We start from the raw sequence: 22,526 nt of genomic DNA, 5'->3' as shown, positions 1-22,526 counted from the left end.
GGGCTGGTACGAAGCGGGAGAGACGTCGTGGTGAAGGTTCTTGTCGCCGGTGGCGCCGGTTACATCGGGAGCACGGTGGCCTCGGCCTGTCTGGACGCGGGCATCACGCCCGTGATCCTCGACAGCCTCGTCCGTGGGCGCCGTGAGTTCACCGAGGGGCGGGTCTTCTACGAGGGTGACATCGCGGACGGCGCCCTCGTCGACAGGGTCTTCGCCGAACACCCGGACATCTCCGCCGTGGTGCACTGCGCGGCGCTGATCGTGGTGCCCGAGTCGGTGGCCGACCCGATCGGGTACTACGAGGCGAACGTCGCCAAGAGTCTGGCCTTCGTCAGCCATCTGCACCGCAACGGCTGCGACCGGATCATCTTCAGCAGTTCGGCCTCCGTCTACCGCGCCGAGGACGGCTCACCCGTCGACGAGGACTCGCCGCTGGCCCCGCAGAGCCCCTACGCCCGGACCAAGGCCGTCTGCGAGGAGATGTTCGCCGACATCGCCGCGGCCGGGCCGCGTGTGCTTTCGCTGCGGTACTTCAACCCGGTCGGATCTGACCCGCAGTTGAGGACCGGACTCCAGCTCAAACGGCCCAGCCACGCGGTGGGCGTCCTCATTCAGGCGCACAGCGAATGCCGTCCGTTCCCGGTCACCGGCACTCACTATCCGACGCGCGACGGCTCGGGCATCCGGGACTACGTCCACGTCTGGGACCTTGCCGCCGCACATCTCGCGGCGATCGAGCGCTTCGACTCGATCCTCGCGGGGCCCAAGCGCTCGATCGCGATCAACCTCGGCACCGGAACCGGCACCACGGTCCGTGAACTGTGCACCGCGTTCAACAACGTCGTCAGCACTCCCCTGGCCACCATCGATGCTGAGCCGCGCCCCGGGGATGTCGCGGGCGGCTACACCAAGAGCGAGCGGGCAGCCGAACTGCTGGACTGGGCACCGAAGTTGTCCTTGGAGGACGCCATCCGTTCCGCGCTGGAGTGGATTCCGGTACGCGACGCGCTGTTGAAGGACTGAAACCTGTTCAGCTCTCACCGGTCGGCTTCGAGGGTGAGCAGGTGCCGTATGGCGGGGGCGAGCCAGGCGGGGTCCCATCGGTGGTCGGCCGGTGCGTCCCGGTAGGCGTCGTGGGGGATGCCGAGCGTTTCGAGGAGTCGGCGGCCGGCGGTCCAGTCGGCTTCCAGGGTGCCGATGCCGCCGAGCGCGATGCGACGGGTTCCGCGCAGGTGGTGCGCGTGGCGGCGCAGGTTCTGCCGGGCGTCGTACTCGTCGAGCCGCGCCGTGCTTCCGGCGATGTCCACGAGCTGGGGGTGGGGCGGCCGGTCGCTGAGCAGCGAGGCGTCCCAGACGCTCGCGACGCCGAAGAGGGTGGGGTGGCGGGTGAGCAGGTTGAGGGCTGCGAAACCTCCCTTGCTGAATCCCAGCAGGTGCACCGGCGGCCGGGTCCGGGTGCCGAGTATGGCCAGGACCGTCGGCAGGACCACTTGGACGAGGTGATCCTCCTGTCGGCAGTCGGCCCGGGTGGCGTGGTTGACCAGCCAGGGCGACTCGCTGAACGTGGGTGCCGCGAAGACGGTCCCATCGCGCAGGTCGGCCGGGAGCCGTCCGATCTCGGTGAGGCTGTGGCCGTACTTGCGCTCGTCGCCCTTCTCCACGGGCAGGGCCAGTACAACCCGGCGCACATGCTGTTCGGGCCAGGTCACGGCGACCTGCGTTCCGGGCTTCTGGAACGGGCTTTGCAAGGCGGTGAGTTCAGGGGCGTAGCGCGGCGACGGCATCAAGGTAGGTCTCCCAGTTGTCGCAGTTGAACCTGAGGTCGTCGGGCCGGAGCGGCAGAGTCACCAGCGAGTTGCCGTTGCCGATCCAGCGTCGTACCGCGTCGATCAGGTACAACTCTCCGTTGGGGCGGGGCGGGCACTCGCGAAGGGCGTCGAAGACGAACGGCCCGAGCGTCCAGCGGCCGGCGCAGGCGTGCACCCACTGGGCACTGACGTGGTCCAGGAGTTCCTCGCCGAAGACAGCCTGACCGGCGATGGCCGCTCCCAGCAGCGTCTCGTGTCGGGGGACGCCGTCCGAAGGGAAGACGCGGGTCAGGACGGAGCAGTCCGACGCGCCGGCCACGAGCCGTTGGAGCGGTGTCCCGTGGTTGTCGGCGGCACGGATCAGGTTGTCCCCGAACGCGAGGACGAACGGCCTGCCCGCAGTCCATGTCTCGGCGGCGAGGACGGGGGCGCCGGGGCCGGCGCCGTCGTCCTGGACGCGGTAGGAGAAGTCCATGCCGTACGCGGCGCCGCTGCCGAAGTAGGCCGGGATCTGCGGCTTGCGGGAGGAGATGACGAACAGGACGTCGGTGACCTGGGCGGTGCGCAGTTCGTGGACGAGGTGTTCGAGGATCGGCATCCGTCCGGCGGGCAGCATCTCCTTAGGCAGGACGCGGGTGATCGGGGCCATCTTGGTCCCGGCGCCGCCTGCGGCCACGACCGCTCTGGTGATCGTGCGTGACATGAGGTCTCCCTGTCAGGCCAGCCAGTCGAGCCAAGCGCCGTAGATGTCGCAGCGGGCCACGATGTCGGCATGGCTCGCGCCGCCGTCGTGGCGGGCCATGATCATGCGAGGGATGTCGTGGCCGAAGTGGCCGATGGAGATCTCGTGCAGCGGGCGGTACCGGCTCAGCTCGGCGAGGGTGCTGACCAGGCGTTCCCTGCCTCCCGGTGAGCCGAAGATCTGGTAGATCGACCATGAGAAGACGAGCACCAAGTGATGCTCGTCGGGCGTCTCGGCGACGACATCGGCGAGGTGATCCTGGGCCGTGCCCGCCAGGATCGTCGGCGGGGTGCGGGCGGCCAGCGCCAGGGCGGAGTTCAGGGTCGTCATGCGCTTGGTCTGTTCGGGCCAGGTGAGGCTGACCAGCCACTCGGTGGCCTCGGGGTCGGTGACGTCCACCGGATGCGGTTCGATCCCGATCGGCCGCGCGAACCACGCCCGGTCCAGTGTCAGGGGCGGCATCGCGCCCTTGATCTCGCAGTGCAGGACCGTGCCGGGGTCGCTGTCGGGCAGGGTGAGCCGGTGTCCGTCGTAGTCGTAGGTGTAGCGGTCCCAGAGCAGGGTCAGCCCGGCGCTGGCGCCCACGTCCACGATTCTGATCGGTCGGCCGTCATCGAGCTGCTGCTGGAGGGCGGCGAAGGCCGGGAGGAGGACGGCGCATCGGCCTACTTCGTTGGTCTGGACGGACCGAGTGGAAATGATCCGCTGGATTCGCCCGGTGTGGCGGCGGCAGAAGTCCGCCAGCAGGGCGCTGGCACGGGCCTCGTCCAGGTCCTCGCGGCTGGTGAAATAGGGGGCGAGGGGGTCCTGGACGCCACTGCGGAGGACGTGGTGGACGGCCCCGAGCAGCATGTTGGGGGCGGGTTGTCCCGGCTGGGTGCGGGCCGCGAGGTTAAGCAGTTCGGGGGTGCGGGCGACCGCGCGGGACAGCGTGGCGTACAGCGGGGACAGGCCCATGGCCTGCTGGTCGGCGAACCGGCGGAAGGTCTCGGCGAGCTGGGTGTGGTCGGTCATCAGAGTCCCTCGCGGACGATCTCGTAGCCGCAGTCCGTGAGTTGCCGTACGGCGTCGAGGCTCTGGCCCCTCCGGGCCCACCACTTCTCCTCCTCGGCGGTCATGGACGCGTGGGCCTTGGTGATGACGGTCGCGACCTGGCTGCGGGGCACGATCACGGTGCCGTCCTCGTCGGCGGCCACGACGTCCCCGGGGTCGATGCGGACGCCGTCGATGTAGACGGGGACGTTGACCGCGCCGTGTTCCTGGTCGGCGGGGTAGTCGAAGTTCAGCGGGGTGGCGCCGCGCGCGACCGTCGGGAAGGCGATGCGGCGCAGTTCGGCGAGGTCGCGGACCATGCCGTCGACCAGGACCCCAGCGATGCCCCGGGTCTGCATGTGCGCGGCGGTCACGCCGCCGAAGCACGAGCGTTCCTTGCTGCCGCCGGCCGCGACCACGACGACGTCGCCGGGCTGGGCGAGGTCGATCGCCGCGCGGCGGACGGTGACGTCCGGGCCCAGCGCGGTGATCGCGCTGCCACATAACACTAGGCCGGGGGTCTGAAGGTTCAGGCAGTGGGATAGGGCTCCGGTCTTGCCGAGGGCGTCCACGATGGCGGCGACAGGGATGCGGGACAGGTCGGTGATCTCGCTCCGTGGAGAGCGGAGGATGTTGGTGTGGATCTCGCGTGCGGACACGTTGAAGCCCTTCGTTCAGAGGGTGTCGGAGAGTTCGCGGAGCGGCGCTAGGTCTTGCGCCATGAGGGCACTGGACGACAGCGCGGCCGTCGAGCCGTCGTGGTTCGCTGCCAGCGCGGCGTGGGTCGTCCGGCAGATCAGGTGCGCGACCGATTGCGTCAGGGCCGCGAGTGCGAAGTCGTCGGTCTGCGGCAGCTGGAAGTGGTGCTGGGTGCTGGGGCCGTTCCGGTGGAGGAGGAACAGTCGGGTGCCTGCCTCGGTCGCGGTGCCGATCGCCTCGCGGGTCGTCCTGGCAGCCGAGTCGTAGGCCAGGAGGAAGACCACGTCCTCGGGGCCGGCGCCGCTCAGTTGGTGACGGACGCCGTATGCGGGGTCGGGGTGGTCGTTGTAGATCGCGGTGAGGTCGGCCAGCGATGGGTCACGGACGACGAGCGGGGGCCGCACACCTTCGATGCCGAGCGGGGCGTCCCAGTTCAGGTTGTGCGCGAAGTGCTCGGCGACCAGTGCAAGGGGGCCGCCTTCGGGGCACAGCACGTAGATGCGGCGGCGGGTGCGGATCGCGTTCGAGATGGCCTCGGTCGCCTTCCGTAAGAAGACGCCGAGCCGCCCGTGGTCCACCGTGGTCAGGGCGTGCAGGTGCCGCTCCGTGTGGACCGACAGCGGGTCCGTGCCGGGGCCGAGCGCGGCAGCGGTCAGGGTCAGCGCGGTCAGCATGGCGTCCTCGCTGATCTGCTGGTCGGTGGTCCCGGTCGGCCAGACCATGCCGTGGGCCGTTTCCAACTGGGCCCCGTCGCCGCCGACCAGGGCCAGCACCGGCACGTGGTGGTCCGCGCAGAGCCGGATGGTCTCGCGGATGTTCACCGAACGGCCGCTGACACTCGCGACGACCACCAGGCCCACGCGGTCGATGCCCCCAGTGAGCGACCGGGCGAAGACACCGCGATAGTCGTCCCGCTGCGTGCTGTAGGTCAGGGCCGCCGGGCTCATCATCGTGTCGTGCACCGGCAGTTCGGCCTGGGCGCACAACTGGAGCAGGAGCGAGCGGACGATCGCCGACGAGCCGCCGTTGCCGAAGGCGCGGACCTCGCCGCCGCCGATGGTGGCACTGGTCACCAGGTCGACGGCGGCTGTGCCACGGGTGAGCATGCGGTGGACGGCCTCGCTCACCTCGGTCACGTACGCGCGGGCGAAGTCCTCGTGCAAAAGCGTGGTCACGATGGTTTCCTTCTCTGGTTCTTGATGCGTCCGACAGGGGCCAGCCAGGGCTCCACCACGAGCGGGAACTCGATGTCGAACGATCGGCGGCGGGCCGGGCGCAGGGCCTCGGGCAGGTCCCGGCAGTCGAGGCGGCAGTCGAGGGGCCGGTCCCCGGACGCCGCGTCCGCGTTCCCGGCGCTGACGTGACCGGCGGAAAGGCCGAACCGGCGCGCGATCAGGACGGCCATCCCGTACTTGGTGAGGCCCTGCTCCGCACTCCAGTGGGCAACCGCGCCCGGGTAATGCCCTCGTAGGAGGGCCCCGGCGATCCGCCGGCACACCTCGGCGGCGTCGTCCACGTGGGTGGGGTAGCGGATGCATACGTCGTCCAGTTCGACCGGGGCACCGGCAGCGACCTGGCGGGCGATCTCGGTCAGGTTCGTCTCGGCCGCGAACCGCACGGGTCCGTAGAGCACGGGCAGCCGCAGGACCGACGCGTCCGGGCAGGCGGCCCGCACGGCATGCTCGGCGAGGAGCTTCCACCGACCGTAGGCGTTCAGTGGGTTCGGGAGGCTGCCGGGCCGGTAGGGCGGCGTCGTCCCGTCGAAGACGTAGTCACTGGAGATCTGCACCAGCCGGGCCCCGCACCGACGGGTGCCCTCGGCGATCAGCCGGGCCGCGTCCACGTTCCCCGCGCGGGCCCGGTCCGGTGAACCGGCCCAGACTGCGGGACGACGCTCACCCACACAGTTCACGACCACGTCCGGCCGGCACTGGCCCAACAAGCGCGCGATGCCGTTGGACGACGTCGCGTCGACCGCGACCAGCCCTCCGCCGGTCCGGCTGTACCCGGTGCCCGTCACGGTCATGTCGTCGAAGGCCCGCATCACGCTGCGGCCCAGAAGCCCGGACGCGCCGAAGACCACTGCTCGCATTCGTCACCTCCATGGTCCTGCGAGGCGAGACAGCCAAGCGGAGGCGGACAGGTCATCGCGAGAGGTCGCCGTGGTGTACCCGGTGCACACACCAAGTCGGTTTACGGACACCGGTTTTGGGGCTTGGTGTACGTACACCAAGCCCCATTCGTCCCGTCTTCTGGCGGTGCATCAGCCGGTGGTACCGTCCGGCCAGAACCCTGCCGGACTTGGAGTGCCCATGGAGCCAGCAGCAGCGTTAGACGGCATGCCGGCGAACGTTCTCGGCGCCCTGTTGCAGCAGTTGGGGATGCGCCCGGAGCAACTCGTGGCCCGCATTAACCAGCGCCGGGCCCGTCGCGGCTGTTCGCCGCTCAGCCCGAAAGCGGCCTACCCCTGGCTTCGCGAGGTCCCCGCTCTCCCGCAGCCCGACAACCAGGCGGACGCCCTGGCCGTGCTCACCGACAGGGCCGGACGGTGCATCACCGCGTCCGACGTCGGTTGGGACCTGCCCCGCCCCCGGACCCGGCACCGTCACATCGACGCTCCCGGCGATGCCCCCCTGGAGGCACTGCTCCACGAGATCAGCCAAGGAGACATCATGGACCGCCGCAACCTGTTCATGCTCACCGGAGCAGCCGCCACCGCACCCGCCCTCGCACTGCTGCTGGGCCCGGTGGCGGAAGCCGCCGCCGGGCCGTCGTCCACCCGACTCAACGAGCAGCTCGTAGGGTCGATCGAACGTGCCGTCCGCGACCTCCGGGAGATGGACGACTCCACCGGCAGCGCCAGCAGCGATCTCACCTGGGGTGTCGGTATCTGGCAGAGCACCTCCCGGGTCGTGGCGCAGGCACACGGCCAAGGAGCGCTCGCCGACCGGCTTCGGACGGCCTACATCGAGCTGAGCGAACAGGTCGGCTGGATGCTGTTCGACGCCCGCCGGCATCCGCAGGCCCAGCGCGTCTACCACACAGGGATGCGGCTGGCCCGCGAGGCCGACACCTCACTGACCACCCGTCACGCGACTGCCAACCTGGTCGCCTCCACCGCGTACCAAGCCGCATGGCTGGGTCATCACAACGACGCCGCCGCACTCCTGGACATCGCCGCGCGGACACCGGAGCTTCCGTCCGCCGCAGCGGCGGTGATCGCGGAGCGGCGCGTCTACGCAGCGGGACGACGGCACGACTCCGATACGGTTCTCCGATTCCGTGACGAGGCGCTACTCCACCTCGACTCTCCGGACGAGCGCACACCGTGGTGGGCGGCCTGGCTCACGAAGGACTCCGTGGATGCCGCCACCGGGCGGGCCTGGCTCGCCTGCGACCAGCCCTCACAGGCTGTTCCCTACCTGCGTAGCCGCGTCGAAGCGACTACGCCCGCCTACCCGCGCGACCACCTTCACGCCGTACTCGACCTGGCCGACACCACCCGCCAGTGCGGCGAGGACGACGAGGCGCGGGAGCTACTCGGCCAAGCCGGAAGGCTGATCGGCATCGTCAGCTCCCAGCGCTTGGCCCATCGCTTCGAATCCCTGTCGTCGGCTGTCGCCGACGTGTGATGGCTGGAGCCGATGGCCGAGTAGCCCAGCTTTGTTCATCTCTCGCGACGGCACCAGTAGACGTGTCTGTTTCAGGGCAGTTGGGTGACTCATGAGAGTGCTGATCGTGCGGCTGCGTGGAACTGCACGTACTCGATGGTCGCGCCTCCGGGGTGCTGCACGGTCATGTTGCGGCCGGTGGGGATCTTTTCGCCGTGTGATCGCGCTCCGAACCTCTGCCTGATCTGAGATCTGGATCACAAGGTCTTAGGCGTTGCCCCCTCGATGCACCGGACTTATGCGCGGTCGTGTGTCGGTGTCAGCTCTCCTCGTCGTCGAGGGCGGTCGGGACGAACGAGACGTCGACGATCTCGAACTCGTCGCCGACGGCTTGGTGCTGCGCGCCATCGACGCCGACCTCCTCGTGAAGGTCGCCGAAGCCGACCCCAGCAGCGCCGCCCGCAACACCACGACCGGTCAGCCTTACGACCTGGTCAAGGCCGACTAGAAGTCCGGAGGCTCCGAAACACGAGGTGTTCCGGAGCCCCTGGCTGTCTTGGCGCTACTTCAGCGCCGAGGAGGCGTCGTCCTCCTCGCCCATGACGACCGCCTCGGGAGAGGGGCGATGCAGGACGTAGGCGATGACGGCGATCGTCGCGGCTGCGATGCTACCGATGGCCGTTCCCTGCTCGGGCTCGATCATGTGGGTGAGGACGCCGGCGGCGAGGAGAGCACCGATCACAGCCGTAATGGAAGCGATCAGAATCCGCCGCATTCCGTACTTGGACAGTCCTCCAGTGAGCGGGGTCACTGTGCGCGTACGGGTCCAGCGACTACGTTGGAACATGGGTATCGGCCCTTTCGAGGCTCGACGCACTACCCGGCGGCCCCCTGCTCGAACAGGGGGCCGCAGTCATTCCCGAGGGGTCGACTGCGGCCGATGGCCTATGGGTGCACCCGCGACGGGTGCTGATCCAAGGGGTACCGCTGTGGGGTCGCCAAAACAACAGAAGTGGCCTGCGCCACAGTTGCTCAAATGGGACCCGAACTTCCGTGTAAAGGCTTCCTTATTGACGCCGTAGCGGTCATAACGGTCATACGGGTGAGGGGCGTTCACCAGCAGACTTGCGTTGGATGTCCTATTTTTGAAGCCGCTTTACTAGGAGTCTGGATGCGTGTACAAGCCCGCTTTTTTGGGGGGTGTGGCGTGTGTGTGGACTGTCACATGAAGCGGGCGACTGGGCAGGTCAGGGCCTGTTGGCACATGTCCGAGATGTCCGTTCCTTGAATGCGTCTCGGACCTCCCTTCACATTCATGTGATAAAGCGCCGTGTGGTCTACGTCACAGCATGGACGGGGTGAGTTGGTAGGCGACGCCTCTGGTCGGCCCGCTGGCGACCAGCGAGAGCGTTGACAAACCCGTACGGGGCTCCCGGCTCAAGTTCTTCGTCCCGCGTGGGTTCCATTCGATGACCACCAGTCACCCCGTGACCGGATACCGCCACTGGAAGTAGGCCAACTGCCTGGCCCTGGCCTCCACCACCGCCATGCGTGCCTCGCGTTCCACGGGCTCGGTGTGTGACATCTGGCCTGTCATCTGTCCTTCCCACTTCCGATAGAGGAGGCCCACCTCCTCGTTGAACCAGCCGCGACTGACGGCGCTCAGTGCGAGGAGAAGGCCCGTGTCCTCCGACGCGGGCAGTGCCATCCAGCCGCCGAGGGCGAGCAGGAGGTCTCGGCGGATGAAGAGCGTGGCCGGGTGGACCTGGGCGCGGAAGCCGTTCGCCTTCCAGAAGTCGAGTACCTCGCCCCGCTCGATCGGCCCGTTGTCCGGATCACCGGGGAATCCGGCTGTGGAGCCGTCCGGGAGGAAGTCCAAGACACGGGACGTCGCCCAGCCGATCGTGGGGTCCGCTTCGAGGGCGTCCAGGTCGCGGGCCAGGACGCCCGGGGTCAGTTGGTCGTCGGCGTCGAGGATTTTCACGTACTCGCCCTCGGCGTGTGCCAGGGCGATGGTGCGGGCGACCCCGGGGCCGCCAGGCCGGCCTTGGCGGAACGTCACCCGGCTGTCGTCGGGGACGTGGGGGGCGACCTTGTCCGTCCGCCCGTCTTCTTGGATCACCCAATGCCAGTCCCAGCCGTCGGGCAGTTCCTGCTCGCGCAGCGACTTGTACGCCTCGGCGAGGAACGGTGCGGACGGTGCGTGGATGGCGGTGACGATGATGATGCTCCGGCTCATGACGGCGCTCACCACCTTTCCAGAGGAGTGGTGAACAGGAGTTCCGTGCGGTCGCCGGGGAGCGTGATGTCGGAGATGTCGACGACGCGGTCATGGACGTCGTACGACGTCTTGCGGAGGAGGATCACCGACGTGCCGGGCGGGAGTTCCAGCTCCTCCGCCTCTTCCGGCGTCGGTGGCCGGGCGGTGAGTCGTTCCTCGATGCGGTCGATCTCGATGCCCACCGTGTAGAGCTGGTTCTGGGTGCCGCCCGGCCATGGCTCCTTGGAGTCGTCCAAGAGGTCGGGGTTGGCGGCTACCAGGTCGCGGACGAGGTACGACGTCACCAAGTTGAAGGGGGCCGTCTCCGCCGCGTACCGCGTTCGGTAGGTGCGTTCGACGAGCTCTGTGCCCTCGGGGACCGCCAGGGCGTCCGCCAGATCCTGGGGGGCCTTGATCTCGCGGTACTTCGCGTAGAACACCAAGTCGTTGATTTCCAGGCCGGTGTCATGTTCCGTCGCGCCGGTCTGGGCGCGTTCGGCCAGGGCTTCGCGTGCCCGGTCCTTCTCCCACTGATGCCGCGTGTTGTCGCGGACCGCCGCTGTGCGGGGTCGGCGTACGAAGTTGCCGCGGCCGTGCTGCTTGTCGATCAGCCCCTCTTCGTTCAGGAGGCGGAGCGCGTTCTGAACGGTCGGGACGCTGCGCTTGTAGTGCTTGGCCAGATCCGTCTCCGACGGCAGACGGTCACCGGGTTCGCGCGTCCCCTCGCGGATGGATCTGCGGATGTCGTCCGCGATCACTTCGTACGCCTTGGGCATGGTGCTCACCGATCCGTTGCGCGGCCTGGGCCATATCACTGACTCCAGACTACGACTCCTAAAGAGGTCTTGACGACCCGACGAGGGATACGTCATAGTCACAGCAAGTCCTAAAGAGGAGTTGAGGAGAAGTCCTCTTAACCTCTTGAGGTCTCAGCGTCCGGAGGAAAGCCCGAGGGGGTGAGTACGAAGGCGACGCCCGCTTCTTGAGAACTCAACAGAGTGTCCGAACGAGTGTTTTTGATCTCCGGAGTGCGAACGGCCTTACCTGGCGCCGCACTTCGAAGGTCATGGCCACTCGTCCTGCTTGTCCCACACCTCCGAAGGAGACCTTCATGCGTCTCGCCATTGGCGACGTCGTCCGCGACCGCACCGACCTGGTCATCGGAACGGTCGCCCGTATCGACTACAACGCGCCCCGCCTCGTCCTCATGCACGTCCCTGGCGGGTTCTACCGGCCGGTCGCCGTGACCGACCTGGAGATCGTGCGCCGCTACTCCAAGCCGCTGACGGCGAAGCTTCGCCTGGCGGCCGTGCTCGTCCTCGTCATCGCGCTGCTCACCGCGTACGTCGCGGCTCACTCCGTCCAGTTGCTGGGCGGAAGCTGGCTGCTGATGTTCATGGCGGCGCTCGGCGGCTACCAGATGCACGAGATCGCGTTCCGCTTGGCCCGTCGCCTGACCGGGCCGCGCCGCTTCCGCGTCTGACCACCTCCGCACTACTTCGGCCGGCGGTGGTGGCCGACGGGTCAAAGCAGCCCACCCCGCTGGCTCTCTCCCATCCCATCCAGGAACCCCAGGAGAAGAACCATGCGAGCGTTCGTCGGCAATCAAGAAGCCGTGGACGAGCACGAATTCGCCGAGCTGGCCCGGGGAGTCGACGACTTCCCGGACGGCTTCCTTCCGGCCCTGTTCCTCGGCTTCGTCGGCGAGTCCGACGAGGAGAGCGAGGCCCGCAGGGCGGCGGCCGAGGACATCCTCGCCGACCTGATCGAGCACAGCCCCGACGGCATGTACACGGCCTACGCGAAGCAGGTCGCGGCCGTTACGTCGCTGCGGAAGCGCTCCCGTGGGACGCGCCCCGGCCGGATGCCGAAGGCGGCGTGATGAGCGACCTGCACATTCCCACGTGGGGCACGGCGGCCCCGTACCTCGTGGCCCTGGCAGTCGTCGCGTTCCTGGTGTGGCGCTGCGTCCGGAGACTCCGGGGCAAGGCCGCGCCCGCGATCTGGGTTGCCGGTGTCGCCGCCATCGCCTGCACGGGCTATACGGCGGACACGAGTTGGCGGTTCGCCGCCGACTACCTGGACATGGGCAGCACGCTCGAACGCGCCGCGATGTTCGCCGCCGCCGAGCTGGCGCTGTTCGCCAACTCGCTCCTCGCCCGGCAGAACCTGAACGGTCCGAAGGGGACGCCCGGTGCGCCCGGCGTTCTCGTCTGGGTGATCACCGGAGTTCAGATCATTCCCGCGTACGCCGAGTCGGGCCTGATCGGCGGGACGGTCCGGGCTTTCGTCGGGCCCGTCATGGCGGCGCTGTTGTGGCACCTCGCCATGGGCATCGACCTCCGTCACCAGAAGCCCGGAGCCGAGTCCAACGGCTTGGCCGCGCGCGTCGGCAGGGCACTGCGCGAACGTCTCCTCTCCCGTATCGGCCTTGCCGAGCAGGACCGGGACGCCGCACAGATCACCCGAGACCGGGCCACGGTCCGGGCGGTGAAGCTCGCGGCGCGGCTCGCCATGATGACGCCCGCCGAGCGGGGAGGCCGGTCCGGGCAACGGCTCGGGCGTCGGCTCTCCGACGCTGTGGCCCGCGCTTCCGTGGGCATGGACCACGAACAGCGCGGGAAGCTCCTCGGCCAACTCGCCGCGCGCCGCCACGCGGTCGGCCTCGCGACCATCGAACTCCGGTCTCCTTGGGAGGAGTTCAGAACCGATGCTGCGGCTTCCGCCTTGGCGGAGCAGACCCGCGAACAGATGCGCACCGCGACCGCGAGCATCCGGAGTCAGGTGCTGCCCGAACTCCTCTTCCCCGATGTCGCCCCTGTTCATGGGGTGGACAAGGAGGAGTGTTCACCTGAACAGCCAGATCAGGGCCAGGTGAACACCGAAGACGGCGAACAGTCCTCCAAGTTGGGCACCGAGGACGCCCGCGCCGCCATCGAGGAGGGGTGGGCCACCGGCCTCACCGTGCGGGACACCGCAGCACTCGCGACCCGCGCCCCCTCCTTTGTCCACAACGTGTTCGTGAAGCTGGACACCGAACGCGGGCCCCGACCGATGCGTGGCCAACTCGCCTTGCTCAACAGCGCCAACGGCCACGACGTCCAGGCGGACGACGACGCCGACGTGGACGGTTCCGGAAGGAAGCCTGAGTGAAACCCGAGGGCCAGAAAGGTTCCGGCGACAACTCGGAGAAGGAACTCTTCGAGCGGCTGGAAGCCGAGATGAGCAGCGGTTCAGGTGGCAGGCCGGAGCCGACGGACGAGGCCGTGGATCTCGGCAAGGCGCGGACGGCGCGCGGTACGGAGACGGAAGCCGACGCGGACGGCACTTCCGAGGGACCGGTCGTCGACCAGCCGTCCCCGGCCCACGCGGGTCCGGGACTGATCGACAGGATCAGGAGTTCCCAGCGCCGGGACGTGATCCCCGCCTGGGCGAAGTCCACCGGGGAGTTCAAGGACGCGATGCGCTGGCTGGCCGGGCACGCCTGGCACACCATCGCCTTCCACGCGGTCCGCCTCCCCTTCTTGTACGTGCCCAAGCTGGTCTGGCGCTCCCCTCTCGGAGTCGCCAACACCATTGGCCAGATCGCCCGTTGGGCCAGCGACGCCGAGAGCGAGCCGTTGCGCCGGGCAGAGGCGCGACGCGAGGACACCGATCGATACCTCAAGCTCTCCCGGCAGCGTGACCGCCGGGCGGTCTGGCGTGGGCTGGTACTCGCGGCGACGTCGCCGGTCGCTCTGGGGGCCGCGCTGTACGTCACGTTCGGCGCGTCGTCCGGGGTACGGCTCCTCGCGCTCCTCCTCGCGGTGCTGGGGTTCGGAGCGAAGGGAGCGCCGGCGGACGCGCCGCTGGTGACCCGCGCGGTGATCAAGGCAGAGGTGCAGAAGCTGACCAGCGACATCGTGGTCAGGGCAATGGCCTCGATCGGTGTCGGCCCCATCACAAGCGCCGTCGCGAAGGGCAGCGACGGCATCACGTTCGCCGCCCCCATCACCCGGGATGGCCCGGGGTGGCGTGCGGACATCGACCTCCCGCTCGGCGTGACGGTCGCAGATGTGGCCGCCCGGCGGGCCCGGCTCGCCTCGGGTCTGCGCCGTCCGCTGGGCTGTGTCTGGCCCGAGGGCGATCCCACGGTCCATGAGGGCCGGCTCGTCCTGTGGGTCGGTGACCGGGACCTCTCCAAGACCGGGTTCGTGAAGTGGCAGTTGGCCGCTGCCCGGCGGCACGACATCTTCAAGGGGAACCCCTTCGGCATCGACCCGCGAGGCCGGAGCCAAGTCGTCCCGTTGATCCAACACAACGTGCTGATCGGCTCGTTGCCCGGCCAGGGCAAGACGGCGTCGGTCCGGGTGATCGCCTGTGGCGCCGCCCTCGACCCCTCCGTCGAACTCTGGCTCCACGAGAACAAGGGGACCGGCGACCTGGACGCCCTCAAGTGCGTCTCGCACCGGTTCGTGTCCGGCATCGACGACGAGTCGATCCGGTACGCGGCCGACTCGCTGAGGCTGTTGCGCGAGGAGGTCATGCGCCGGGCCGCCGCGATGAAGAAGCTGCCCCGCGATCTGTGCCCGGACAAGCGGATCACCCGGGAGATCGCGAACAAGCGCTCCCTGAAACTCTGGCCGCTGCTCGCCGTGTTCGACGAGTGCCAGAACCTGTTCGCGCACTCCGAGTACGGCAAACAGGCCGGAGAAGACGCCGAGTTCGTCATCAAGCTGGGGCGGGCACTGGGCGTGATCCTGGTACTGGCCACGCAGCGGCCCGACAAGGAATCCCTCCCGACCGGCGTCAGCGGCAACGTCTCCATCCGCTTCTGTCTGCGCGTCGCGGGCCAGATCGAGAACGACATGATCCTCGGCACCTCGGCGTACAAGAACGGCATCCGCGCGACCTCCTTCCGGCCCGAGGGCGACGCGGGCAACGGCTACCTCGTCGGCGCGTCGGCACTGCCGACCGTGGTGCGCACGGCCTACCTGGACGACCCGGCGACCGACGCCATCGCGCAGCGCGCGTTGGCGCTGCGCAAGGCCGAGCACACCTTGACCGGCATCGCGGCAGGCGAGGAGAGCGAGGCCCCGGCGGGACCGTCGTACGACCTGCTGGCCGATGTCGCGTCCGTTGTTCCTGTGTCCGAAGAGCGCGTGTGGAACGAGCGGATCGCTGCCCGGCTCACCGAACTCCGTCCCGAGGTCTACGGCGGCTGGAAGGGCGAGAACGTCACCTCCGCGCTCAAGCCGCACGGCGTCAGGACAACCGGCGTCGCCGGGACGACCGACGACGGGGCGCGCACCACCCGGCGCGGAATCCTGCGTGCCGATGTCACCAAGGCGATTGCCGAACGTGACGGAAACAGGGGCGCGGCGTAGTCCTCGCCGCCCGCTACCGGTAGCGGGGCGACCTGCTACCGGTAGCACCCCTGCTAGCACCCCGAACAGTGCTTCACCTGCGATCTAGCACGTAGCACCTCATCAGTGAAAACCCCTGGAACCCTGCGGAAGGGGCCCCGATGACCCTCGCGTTCACTGCTTTCCTCTGCCTGCTCGTCGTCACTTTGGGTTACGCATCCATATGTGCGGCCAGTCCGTTCGGTACCTGCCGGAAGTGCCGGGGCTTCGGCTTCCAGCTCACGCAGGACCGCAAGGGACGACTGAAGAGGGGGAAGCACTGCCGCCGCTGCGACGGGCACGGCCGGCGCATCCGCGTCGGGCGGCGGCTCTTCAACCGAGTTCACCGGCTGCACCGAGAAGGCAGCCACTGATGCGCGCGGTCATCCGACTCTGCGTCCTCGGTGTCCTCCTCGGCTTGCTCGTCACGTCGTGCCCCCGCCACGGGACGCCGCCCACCACCCACTCGCCCAGCACCTCGAAAGGGGCCCCTTCATGGCCGTGACCGTCTCGCTCGTCGTGATCTTCGGACTCGTCGTCTACGGACTCCTCCGCGACGGCTCGCTCAGCTACGGACCGGCGTTCTTCGCCGTGATGTTCGGTTTCTTCCTCTCGTCCACGGGCCTCGCCGGGCCGATCAACGAGATCACGGCGAGCGTCATCCTCTCGATCCGTCAGTACCTCTGACCTTCAACTCAACCAGAAAGCAGGGCCCTTGTTCGAGATTCGCATCGTCTGCGGCGCGGACGACATCGACCGCGTCACCACCGCCCTCAGTGCCGCATTCGTCACCGGCACCTCCCGCAAGTACCCGAGCAGGGACGGTCTGCGCACCCTCCTCTACTTCCACGCCGACCTGCTCTGTGTCTGCGACGCCGCCGACGAGGCCCCCTGCCCGCGTCACCCCGACTCCACCCACTAGCTATACAAGGAGGGACTCCGCATGGAATCCCCTGCTCAACCGCGCCTCTCCCTCATGGCCGTCGGAGAACTCCGAGACGCCCTCACCGCGATCGACGAGGGCAAGGGCCCGGCGGCCGTCGCCGCGCTGCTCGCCATCGACCCCGAGTCCTGGCAGGCGATCGAGCGCCGCCTGGCCGCGCTCATAGGCGGTGACCTCCGCGAGCTTCTCCTCTCGGCGGGACGGGACTCCGGGCAGACGGCTCTGGACTGACGGCGCCCGGTGCGGCACCCGCTTCTCGGAGCGGGTGCCGTGCCGAGAGTCGGAAAGCCCGGCCGCTCGTCCACACCCTGTGGAGGAACTTCATGCCCGAGACCACCCTCGCGTGGTTCCACACCCTCTCCGACAGCGTGGCCGCTCTCGGAGCCGCCGCCCGCGAGTACCGCATGGCACACCAGGCGACACAGGCCACCGCCTGGCACTTCGATCCGGCGCGGCTCACCACCGAGGACGGACAGACGCGCGTCCCCGGCCAGTACTTCTTCCAGCCGCACGTGGACGCGCACCGCACCCTCAAGGAGGTGTACGGCGCTGCCGAACTCCGCCTCAAGGACCTCTACGAGAACACGGCCCTGGCGTACGCCTACGGCACGGCGGCCGTGATCAAGGCGATCCGCGACGGCGAGCACCCGCACCACGTCGAGGTCACCCGCGTCGACAGCCGGTACGGCCTGACCGCCGAGCGGCTGCCGGACCTGGCCGAGACCCTCGCTCTCTGGGACGGGTCCGCCGACCTCGCGGCCCTGCGGGACATCGTGATCCAGCACGAACGTGCCCGCCAGGTGGCCCGCGAGTTCTCGTACTTCGAGGACCTCGCGGACTACCGGGGGCACGCCGTGACGGAAGCGTCGGAGTACGCCGTCGGCCTGGCCGACGCCGCGTTCACCTACGCCGAGGCCGCCGAACGCGCGCTCCACTTCGTGCTTCTCGGTATCCGGGCGAGCCGCGCCGCCGGGGAGAGCGAGTGACGTACTCGCACCAGGTTCCGGCCGACGTCGCGTACGCCGGGGCGCCGAGCATCGTGCAGGAGATCTGCCTGATCGCCGAGACGTCCGGCGATGGTCCGTCCGACGTCAGCGCCGACCGGGAGTTCCGGCTGCGCAAGGCCGCGCTCCTCGACCGCATCGCGCTGCGCGAGCGGGCTCGGTCCGGGGGCGAGGCGGCGGCCGACGCCGACGACGCCGCGTTGGTCGCGGCGGAGTGGCTGATCGAGCACGACGTCGCGCACCGCAACTTGAGCCGCCGGGGACAGGATCTCGTCCTCGCCGAGGACTACCGCGAGTACGTCCGATCGGCATACAGGGTCTGGGTCAGTTCACAGACCGCCTGAATGTGCCCGGAGCAGCGGTCGACGGGTCAACGCAGCCCGCTGCTCCGGTCCTCCCATCCCATCCAGGAAATAGGAGGTGCCCTAAGAATGCACCACAACACCCCTGTTCCGCTGCTCCGCGCCGCGCTTGCGGCAGTCGAGCGCGGTGCGTACGTCTTCCCGCTCGTCCCCCGCGAGAAGCGGCCGGCGATCGAGTCGTGGGAACGGCGTGCCACTCGGGACATCGAGCGCGTCACCCGCTGCTGGACGTCCGGCGACTACAACTTCGGCATCGCCACGGGCCCGTCCCGGCTCGTCGTCGTCGACCTGGACGTGCCCAAGCACGACCAGGACACCCCGCCCGCGCACCTGGCGGCTGGCATGACGGACGGCGCCGACGCCCTGGCCCTGCTCGCCGAGCAGCACGGCCGACAGGTCGACGACACGTACACCGTCCGCACGCCCAGCGGCGGCACGCACCTGTACTTCACTTCTCCGGCCGGTGTGGAACTGCGCAACACCGCAGGGAAGTTGGGCTGGAAGATCGACACGCGCGCGAACGGCGGGTACGTCGTCGGAGCGGGCAGCGTCATCGACGGCACGGCGTACACCGTGGTGCGGGAGACAGCCCCGGTTCCGCTGCCCGACTGGCTGACGAAGCTCCTCGTACCGGCCGAGCTGCCGCCGCAGTGTCCCGTGGCCGTTCCCCTGATGGGGCACGACCGGCGAAGCGCCTACCTGGTCGCCGCCGTCAACGGCGAGTTGGCTCGCGTCAGGCGCGCGCCGGAAGGGGAGCGCAACAACGCGCTCTATCAGGCGTCCGTGGCCCTTGGTCAGTTGGTCGCGGGCGGTGAGCTGACCGAGCGCGAAGCGGTCGAGCCACTGATCGCTCAGGCCATCGCCAAGGGGCTCGGCGAGTCCGACTCCCGCCGCACCGTCGCGTCCGGTCTCCGTGCCGGTGTGAAGCGTCCCCGGATGTTCGGTTCGTTCGCCCGGAGGGCCGTATGAACCGCGATGTTCAGGAGACGTACCTCGGCTGGAACGAGCTGAGCCACAAGCGGGACTGCGTCCGCCCGGCGTGGACGGTCGACGTCCGCGAGGAAGAGAAGTACCGGCCTGCCTGGCAGGGGGCCGTACACGGGCACTTCTGCCCGGAGGAGGACTGCGAGCACGGCATCCTGTACACCCGCGTGACCGTGCGGGCGGTCTGTCTCTCCTGCCACATCGCCCACCTGATCAGCGGCGAGAGCGAGACCAGGCACTCCACGACCACCAGGACGACCGGCTACGGCGAAACCCCGCGCAAGACGGGCGGCTTGTACCTCTGGCCGGGCGAGCTGTGGTTCGACGACGAGCCCCACGAGTGGCTGGTCTCCCGGGAGAAGGCGGCCCGCCTGAGTGCCGAGAACATCCTCGGTGGGGTCTACGAAGAGCGTGGCCCGCGCGGCGGACGGACGTTCAGCGCCACCGCCAGGCCCTCGCCGACCGGTGAATACGGCGTCGGGCGCCGGCTTCGCTGGGAGCGTGCGCAGCGCGGTCTCTCGTCGCCTGCCGCCGCCGCGAAGTGGATCGTGGAGCAGTACGACGGCGGTGGCGCGGCATGAGCCACAACCCGTACGACGAATCCCACCCACAGCCGCTCCAGCCCGCACAGCAGCGCATCCGCACGGCGTGGACTGCGGACGAGCTGATGGACATGGTGTTCCCCGACCCCAAGTGGGCTGTACCGGGCCTGATCTCGGAGGGCGTCAACCTCCTCGCCGGTCCGCCAAAGGTCGGCAAGTCCTGGCTCTCCCTCGGCCTCGCCCTGTCGGTAGCCGCCGGGGGCACGGCGATGGACAGTGTCCCGGTGGAGGGCGGCCCGGTGCTGTACCTGGCCCTGGAAGACACCCCGCGCCGACTCCAGAGCCGTATGGGCAAGATCCTCGGCACCGAACGCGCCCCGGCGTCTCTCACGCTGGCAACCTCCTGCCCGCCGCTTCCTCAGGGCGGCAGTGAGGCCATCGCCCAGTGGTGCGAGCGCAACCCGGACGCCCGGATGGTCGTCATCGACGTCTTCGCGAAGATCCGCGGAACGTCGGCGCCGGGTGCTTCGGCGTACGACGCGGACTATGCGGCCGTCGGCCACGTCAAGCGCATCGCCGACCACTACGGCATCGCCGTCGTCCTCGTACACCACGTCCGCAAGGCCGGTGCGGACGACTTCCTGGCGGAGGTCTCCGGCACCAACGGCCTGGCGGGCGCCGCCGATGCCACGCTCGTCCTCAAGCGCTCGCGCGGCCAGGCGGACGGCGTCCTCCACGTCACCGGCCGCGATGTCGACGAAGCTGAGTACGCACTCCGCTTCTACGCCGAGCAGGGAGCTTGGCAGCTCCTCGAAGGTCCGGCCGCCGAGCACACCATCGGTGACAGCCGCGCCACGATCCTGCGGTACGTCCGCGACCACCCCGGCGCCGCGCCCAAGCAGATCGCCGAAGGAACGGGCCTCTCCTCCGACCTCGTACGGCAGACCTGCTCCCGCATGGCGAAGGACGTCCAGCTCATCCGCAGGGACGGGGGCTACCTCGCCCCCGAGGGGAACGGGGGACAGGCATGACGAGTCACACCAGTCACGGTGTCACCGCAGTCACGGTGTTGCCCCACCTGTTCCGCCCGGCACAGATCGCCGAAGCACTCGGCGTCTCGGAGTGGTGGGTGAAGGAACAGGCCCGGCGAGGGCGCATCCCGTGCACCCGCCCGGCGGGCGCCTACCGGTTCACCGCCGAGCACTTCGCCGAGATCGTGCAGCTCTTCGAGGAGCGCCCCACACGGCATCCGCGCGCGGCCGAGGTCCGTCCCCGGGCCAGGGCTCGCGCCCACCGGGCCGCGCCCGAGCAGACGCCCGCCGGTCTTGTCGCCCGGCTGCCTCAACGGTTGCGTCAGGCAGCCCAGTTGGCCACCGCCGGATAGGGGGCACTCAGATGGGATACGCAGAGAAGCGTTCGGGCTACTTCCGTGGCCGTTACAAGATCGCTCCCGGCAAGTACGGGACGGTGTCCGACGAGTCCGGCCGCGTGATCAAGTTCAGCACGAAACGCGAGGCCAAGAAGGCGGCGGACGCGGAAGAACTCAAGATCGAGCAGAAGACGTGGAAGTCCCCTTCCACAGGTCTCGAAACCTTCGGCGAGTACGTGAACCGCTGGTACGAGGATCAGGACCTCGCCGACAAGACGATGGAAAACTATCGTGACGTGATCGAGTGTCACCTCTTGCCCGAGTTCGGGGATCTCGCTCTCAAGGCCATCGAGGCCAAACTCGTCATCGCGTGGGAGCGGAAGCTCAAGGAAGCGAGATACGAGAACTCCAGCATCGCCACATACCGGTCCCGGCTTCACCTGATTCTCGGCGACGCGGTAGAGGCAGGGCTGATCGACGCCAACCCCGCCGCACGGCGTCGAGGACGTGGCCGTCGAGCGGGACGCGTTCAGTACCGGGGCGCGGAAAAGGTGATCACGACATCGCTCGGCATCCTGCTCGTCTCCGAGCGCATGGCGGTTCTGTCGGGCAGGGACGACGAATTCGTGGCCGGTGTCCTGAAGGGATTCACCGGCATCCGCTGGGGCGAACTCGTCGGCTTGGAGAAGGAGTTCGTACGGCCCGCCACCATGACCGTGCGTATCGAGTGGCAACTCGTCGAACTCAACTCGGGTGAACTCGTCCGTGCCGCTCCGAAGGACGACAGCTACCGAACGGTCGACATCCCGCAGTGGCTGTGCGTTCTGGTCGTCGACTTCCTGGCGCGCAAGCAGCCGAAGCCGTGCCCGTGCCACGGCGAGACCTACGTCTTCGACAGCTTCGGCACCGTACGACGTTGGGGCAGGGGCGGGGGGCCGACGGCGAAGGACGTCGCGAAGCTCGCCGGCGTGAGCACCGGTACGGTCTCGAACGTCCTCAACCACCCTGAGACGGTGGCTGTGGAAACCCGTCTCCGAGTCACCTCCGCGATGGAGGAACTCGACTACATCAGGGGCCGGACCCCCGAGGAGACGGCGGCACACTGGCGCCGCACGTTCGGCACCCGCATCTTCTACCCGGCGACCCACGGCACGTACCCACCGAAGAAAGAAGGACGGAGTACCGGCCAGACAGCGGCCAAGCCGGATAGGAGGGGAGACCTGGTTCCGATCCTCGCGGACCCCTACATGCCGGGCACCTTGCTGGAAGGCCGGGGTGCGGCGAAGAGAGCGACCGCGTGTTGGTTGCCGATCACCCCGGGCCTCACGGGGCACGGACTGCGGCACACACACCGGTCGATCATGGAGGAGCGCGGTACTCCGAAGGTCCTCATGGACGACCGGCTGGGTCACATGGACGGTTCGGTGTCCGCGCGCTACGCCCACGTGACCGACCACATGCGTCACGAGCTGATGGTGATGCTCACCGAGCAGTGGGAGGCGGCGCTTGACGCGCGGCTGGCCATGAGTCCACGGTCGTCCGTGAGCGTGCTCGATGCTCTGCTGAGGGCGCGAGCGGCGGAGTTGGAACAGCGCTGACGGCGTATGAAGGGCGTCTCCCTCGGGAGGCGCCCTTTCTTTTTTGTGGTATAGCAGCCGCCGCTGGCCAACGGTCCCTGGGGCGGATTTCTCCCAGGATTCTCCCAAACGATCTTCAGTGAGCGCAGGCGACCGCTCTGACCTGCCTAAATACTTGCGGCTGTGGTCGCTGGCCATTGCTGATAAGG

General features: G+C 68.7%; 27 protein-coding genes. 18 read left to right on the top strand and 9 right to left on the bottom strand.

What is annotated here, in order from left to right:
- Positions 1 to 27 precede the first annotated feature (27 nt).
- On the top strand, positions 28 to 1,023 hold the full coding sequence (gene galE / locus ABZX85_RS36050; protein ID WP_355878443.1) for a UDP-glucose 4-epimerase GalE: 996 nt from the start codon (positions 28 to 30) through the stop codon (positions 1,021 to 1,023).
- A gap of 14 nt (positions 1,024 to 1,037) precedes the next feature.
- Here galE and ABZX85_RS36045 read toward each other — a convergent pair whose 3' ends face one another.
- From ABZX85_RS36045 to ABZX85_RS36020, 6 genes are read right to left on the bottom strand one after another with little or no spacing between them, the layout of a single operon-like run.
- The gene (locus ABZX85_RS36045) at positions 1,038 to 1,709 is read right to left on the bottom strand and encodes an alpha/beta hydrolase-fold protein (RefSeq protein ID WP_355878440.1); all 672 of its coding nucleotides are present in this window, start codon (positions 1,707 to 1,709) and stop codon (positions 1,038 to 1,040) included.
- A gap of 49 nt (positions 1,710 to 1,758) precedes the next feature.
- Positions 1,759 to 2,511 (bottom strand): sugar phosphate nucleotidyltransferase, encoded by a 753-nt coding sequence (locus tag ABZX85_RS36040; RefSeq protein ID WP_355878438.1) that lies wholly within the window; start codon positions 2,509 to 2,511, stop codon positions 1,759 to 1,761.
- Positions 2,512 to 2,523: 12 nt separating this feature from the next.
- Positions 2,524 to 3,564: a DUF2332 domain-containing protein gene (locus ABZX85_RS36035; protein ID WP_355878435.1), complete on the bottom strand. Its 1,041-nt coding sequence runs from the start codon at positions 3,562 to 3,564 to the stop codon at positions 2,524 to 2,526.
- Entirely contained in the window at positions 3,564 to 4,241 is a 678-nt protein-coding gene (locus ABZX85_RS36030) for a hypothetical protein (protein ID WP_355878432.1), read from the bottom strand. Before ABZX85_RS36030 ends, ABZX85_RS36035 begins: the two co-directional genes overlap by 1 nt.
- A gap of 15 nt (positions 4,242 to 4,256) precedes the next feature.
- The gene (locus ABZX85_RS36025) at positions 4,257 to 5,456 is read right to left on the bottom strand and encodes an SIS domain-containing protein (RefSeq protein ID WP_355878430.1); all 1,200 of its coding nucleotides are present in this window, start codon (positions 5,454 to 5,456) and stop codon (positions 4,257 to 4,259) included.
- Positions 5,453 to 6,373 carry an SDR family oxidoreductase gene (locus ABZX85_RS36020; RefSeq protein WP_355878428.1) on the bottom strand — a complete coding sequence of 307 codons (921 nt, stop codon included), beginning with the start codon at positions 6,371 to 6,373 and terminating at the stop codon, positions 5,453 to 5,455. The genes ABZX85_RS36025 and ABZX85_RS36020 overlap by 4 nt, the downstream gene beginning before the upstream one ends.
- A gap of 247 nt (positions 6,374 to 6,620) precedes the next feature.
- On the opposite strand from ABZX85_RS36020, the gene ABZX85_RS36015 reads away from it, so the two are divergent.
- Both ABZX85_RS36015 and ABZX85_RS36010 read left to right on the top strand, forming a co-directional pair.
- Positions 6,621 to 7,913 carry an XRE family transcriptional regulator gene (locus ABZX85_RS36015; protein WP_355878425.1) on the top strand — a complete coding sequence of 431 codons (1,293 nt, stop codon included), beginning with the start codon at positions 6,621 to 6,623 and terminating at the stop codon, positions 7,911 to 7,913.
- Positions 7,914 to 8,202: 289 nt separating this feature from the next.
- Positions 8,203 to 8,400, top strand: a complete 198-nt coding sequence (locus tag ABZX85_RS36010) for a hypothetical protein (RefSeq protein ID WP_355878422.1) — start codon at positions 8,203 to 8,205, stop codon at positions 8,398 to 8,400.
- Positions 8,401 to 8,454: 54 nt separating this feature from the next.
- On the opposite strand, the gene ABZX85_RS36005 is transcribed toward ABZX85_RS36010, so the two are convergent.
- From ABZX85_RS36005 to ABZX85_RS35995, 3 genes are all read right to left on the bottom strand, one after another.
- The gene (locus tag ABZX85_RS36005; RefSeq protein WP_355878419.1) at positions 8,455 to 8,634 is read right to left on the bottom strand and encodes a hypothetical protein; all 180 of its coding nucleotides are present in this window, start codon (positions 8,632 to 8,634) and stop codon (positions 8,455 to 8,457) included.
- A gap of 738 nt (positions 8,635 to 9,372) precedes the next feature.
- Positions 9,373 to 10,131: a glycosyltransferase family 2 protein gene (locus ABZX85_RS36000; RefSeq protein WP_355878416.1), complete on the bottom strand. Its 759-nt coding sequence runs from the start codon at positions 10,129 to 10,131 to the stop codon at positions 9,373 to 9,375.
- A gap of 8 nt (positions 10,132 to 10,139) precedes the next feature.
- Positions 10,140 to 10,928 carry a GntR family transcriptional regulator gene (locus ABZX85_RS35995; RefSeq protein ID WP_355878541.1) on the bottom strand — a complete coding sequence of 263 codons (789 nt, stop codon included), beginning with the start codon at positions 10,926 to 10,928 and terminating at the stop codon, positions 10,140 to 10,142.
- A gap of 335 nt (positions 10,929 to 11,263) precedes the next feature.
- On the opposite strand from ABZX85_RS35995, the gene ABZX85_RS35990 reads away from it, so the two are divergent.
- The 15 genes from ABZX85_RS35990 (at position 11,264) to ABZX85_RS35920 (ending at position 22,338) form a co-directional block, all read left to right on the top strand.
- On the top strand, positions 11,264 to 11,635 hold the full coding sequence (locus ABZX85_RS35990; protein ID WP_355878413.1) for a hypothetical protein: 372 nt from the start codon (positions 11,264 to 11,266) through the stop codon (positions 11,633 to 11,635).
- Between the two features lie 102 nt (positions 11,636 to 11,737).
- Positions 11,738 to 12,034: a hypothetical protein gene (locus tag ABZX85_RS35985; RefSeq protein WP_355878411.1), complete on the top strand. Its 297-nt coding sequence runs from the start codon at positions 11,738 to 11,740 to the stop codon at positions 12,032 to 12,034.
- Positions 12,034 to 13,305 carry a hypothetical protein gene (locus ABZX85_RS35980; RefSeq protein WP_355878409.1) on the top strand — a complete coding sequence of 424 codons (1,272 nt, stop codon included), beginning with the start codon at positions 12,034 to 12,036 and terminating at the stop codon, positions 13,303 to 13,305. The genes ABZX85_RS35985 and ABZX85_RS35980 overlap by 1 nt, the downstream gene beginning before the upstream one ends.
- On the top strand, positions 13,302 to 15,518 hold the full coding sequence (locus ABZX85_RS35975; protein ID WP_355878407.1) for a cell division protein FtsK: 2,217 nt from the start codon (positions 13,302 to 13,304) through the stop codon (positions 15,516 to 15,518). Before ABZX85_RS35980 ends, ABZX85_RS35975 begins: the two co-directional genes overlap by 4 nt.
- Positions 15,519 to 15,658: 140 nt before the next feature.
- Positions 15,659 to 15,910: a hypothetical protein gene (locus ABZX85_RS35970; protein ID WP_355878405.1), complete on the top strand. Its 252-nt coding sequence runs from the start codon at positions 15,659 to 15,661 to the stop codon at positions 15,908 to 15,910.
- 121 nt (positions 15,911 to 16,031) lie between these two features.
- Positions 16,032 to 16,223 carry a hypothetical protein gene (locus tag ABZX85_RS35965; RefSeq protein ID WP_355878403.1) on the top strand — a complete coding sequence of 64 codons (192 nt, stop codon included), beginning with the start codon at positions 16,032 to 16,034 and terminating at the stop codon, positions 16,221 to 16,223.
- A gap of 28 nt (positions 16,224 to 16,251) precedes the next feature.
- Positions 16,252 to 16,458 carry a hypothetical protein gene (locus ABZX85_RS35960; protein ID WP_355878400.1) on the top strand — a complete coding sequence of 69 codons (207 nt, stop codon included), beginning with the start codon at positions 16,252 to 16,254 and terminating at the stop codon, positions 16,456 to 16,458.
- Positions 16,459 to 16,479: 21 nt separating this feature from the next.
- Positions 16,480 to 16,710 carry a hypothetical protein gene (locus tag ABZX85_RS35955; RefSeq protein WP_355878397.1) on the top strand — a complete coding sequence of 77 codons (231 nt, stop codon included), beginning with the start codon at positions 16,480 to 16,482 and terminating at the stop codon, positions 16,708 to 16,710.
- A 92-nt stretch (positions 16,711 to 16,802) separates the two neighbouring features.
- Positions 16,803 to 17,465, top strand: a complete 663-nt coding sequence (locus ABZX85_RS35950) for a hypothetical protein (protein WP_355878394.1) — start codon at positions 16,803 to 16,805, stop codon at positions 17,463 to 17,465.
- A complete protein-coding gene (locus tag ABZX85_RS35945) occupies positions 17,462 to 17,827 on the top strand; it encodes a hypothetical protein (protein WP_355878391.1) in 366 nt (121 codons plus the stop codon). The genes ABZX85_RS35950 and ABZX85_RS35945 overlap by 4 nt, the downstream gene beginning before the upstream one ends.
- An 87-nt stretch (positions 17,828 to 17,914) precedes the next feature.
- Positions 17,915 to 18,814, top strand: a complete 900-nt coding sequence (locus ABZX85_RS35940; RefSeq protein ID WP_355878388.1) for a bifunctional DNA primase/polymerase — start codon at positions 17,915 to 17,917, stop codon at positions 18,812 to 18,814.
- Complete coding sequence (locus ABZX85_RS35935) at positions 18,811 to 19,410, top strand: hypothetical protein (protein WP_355878385.1); 600 nt, start codon at positions 18,811 to 18,813, stop codon at positions 19,408 to 19,410. The genes ABZX85_RS35940 and ABZX85_RS35935 overlap by 4 nt, the downstream gene beginning before the upstream one ends.
- Positions 19,407 to 20,402, top strand: coding sequence for an AAA family ATPase (locus ABZX85_RS35930; RefSeq protein ID WP_355878382.1), 996 nt, complete (start codon positions 19,407 to 19,409; stop codon positions 20,400 to 20,402). The genes ABZX85_RS35935 and ABZX85_RS35930 overlap by 4 nt, the downstream gene beginning before the upstream one ends.
- Positions 20,399 to 20,755: a helix-turn-helix domain-containing protein gene (locus ABZX85_RS35925; RefSeq protein WP_355878380.1), complete on the top strand. Its 357-nt coding sequence runs from the start codon at positions 20,399 to 20,401 to the stop codon at positions 20,753 to 20,755. The genes ABZX85_RS35930 and ABZX85_RS35925 overlap by 4 nt, the downstream gene beginning before the upstream one ends.
- 11 nt (positions 20,756 to 20,766) lie before the next feature.
- Positions 20,767 to 22,338: a LacI family DNA-binding transcriptional regulator gene (locus ABZX85_RS35920; RefSeq protein ID WP_355878377.1), complete on the top strand. Its 1,572-nt coding sequence runs from the start codon at positions 20,767 to 20,769 to the stop codon at positions 22,336 to 22,338.
- Positions 22,339 to 22,526: the final 188 nt, after the last annotated feature.

The organism is Streptomyces sp. NPDC004539, from assembly GCF_040610055.1.
In the GTDB taxonomy this organism is placed as follows: Bacteria; Actinomycetota; Actinomycetes; order Streptomycetales; family Streptomycetaceae; genus Streptomyces.
The sequence above is the reverse complement of the archived record's forward strand: the minus strand, read 5'-3'. Positions and strand labels throughout refer to the sequence as shown.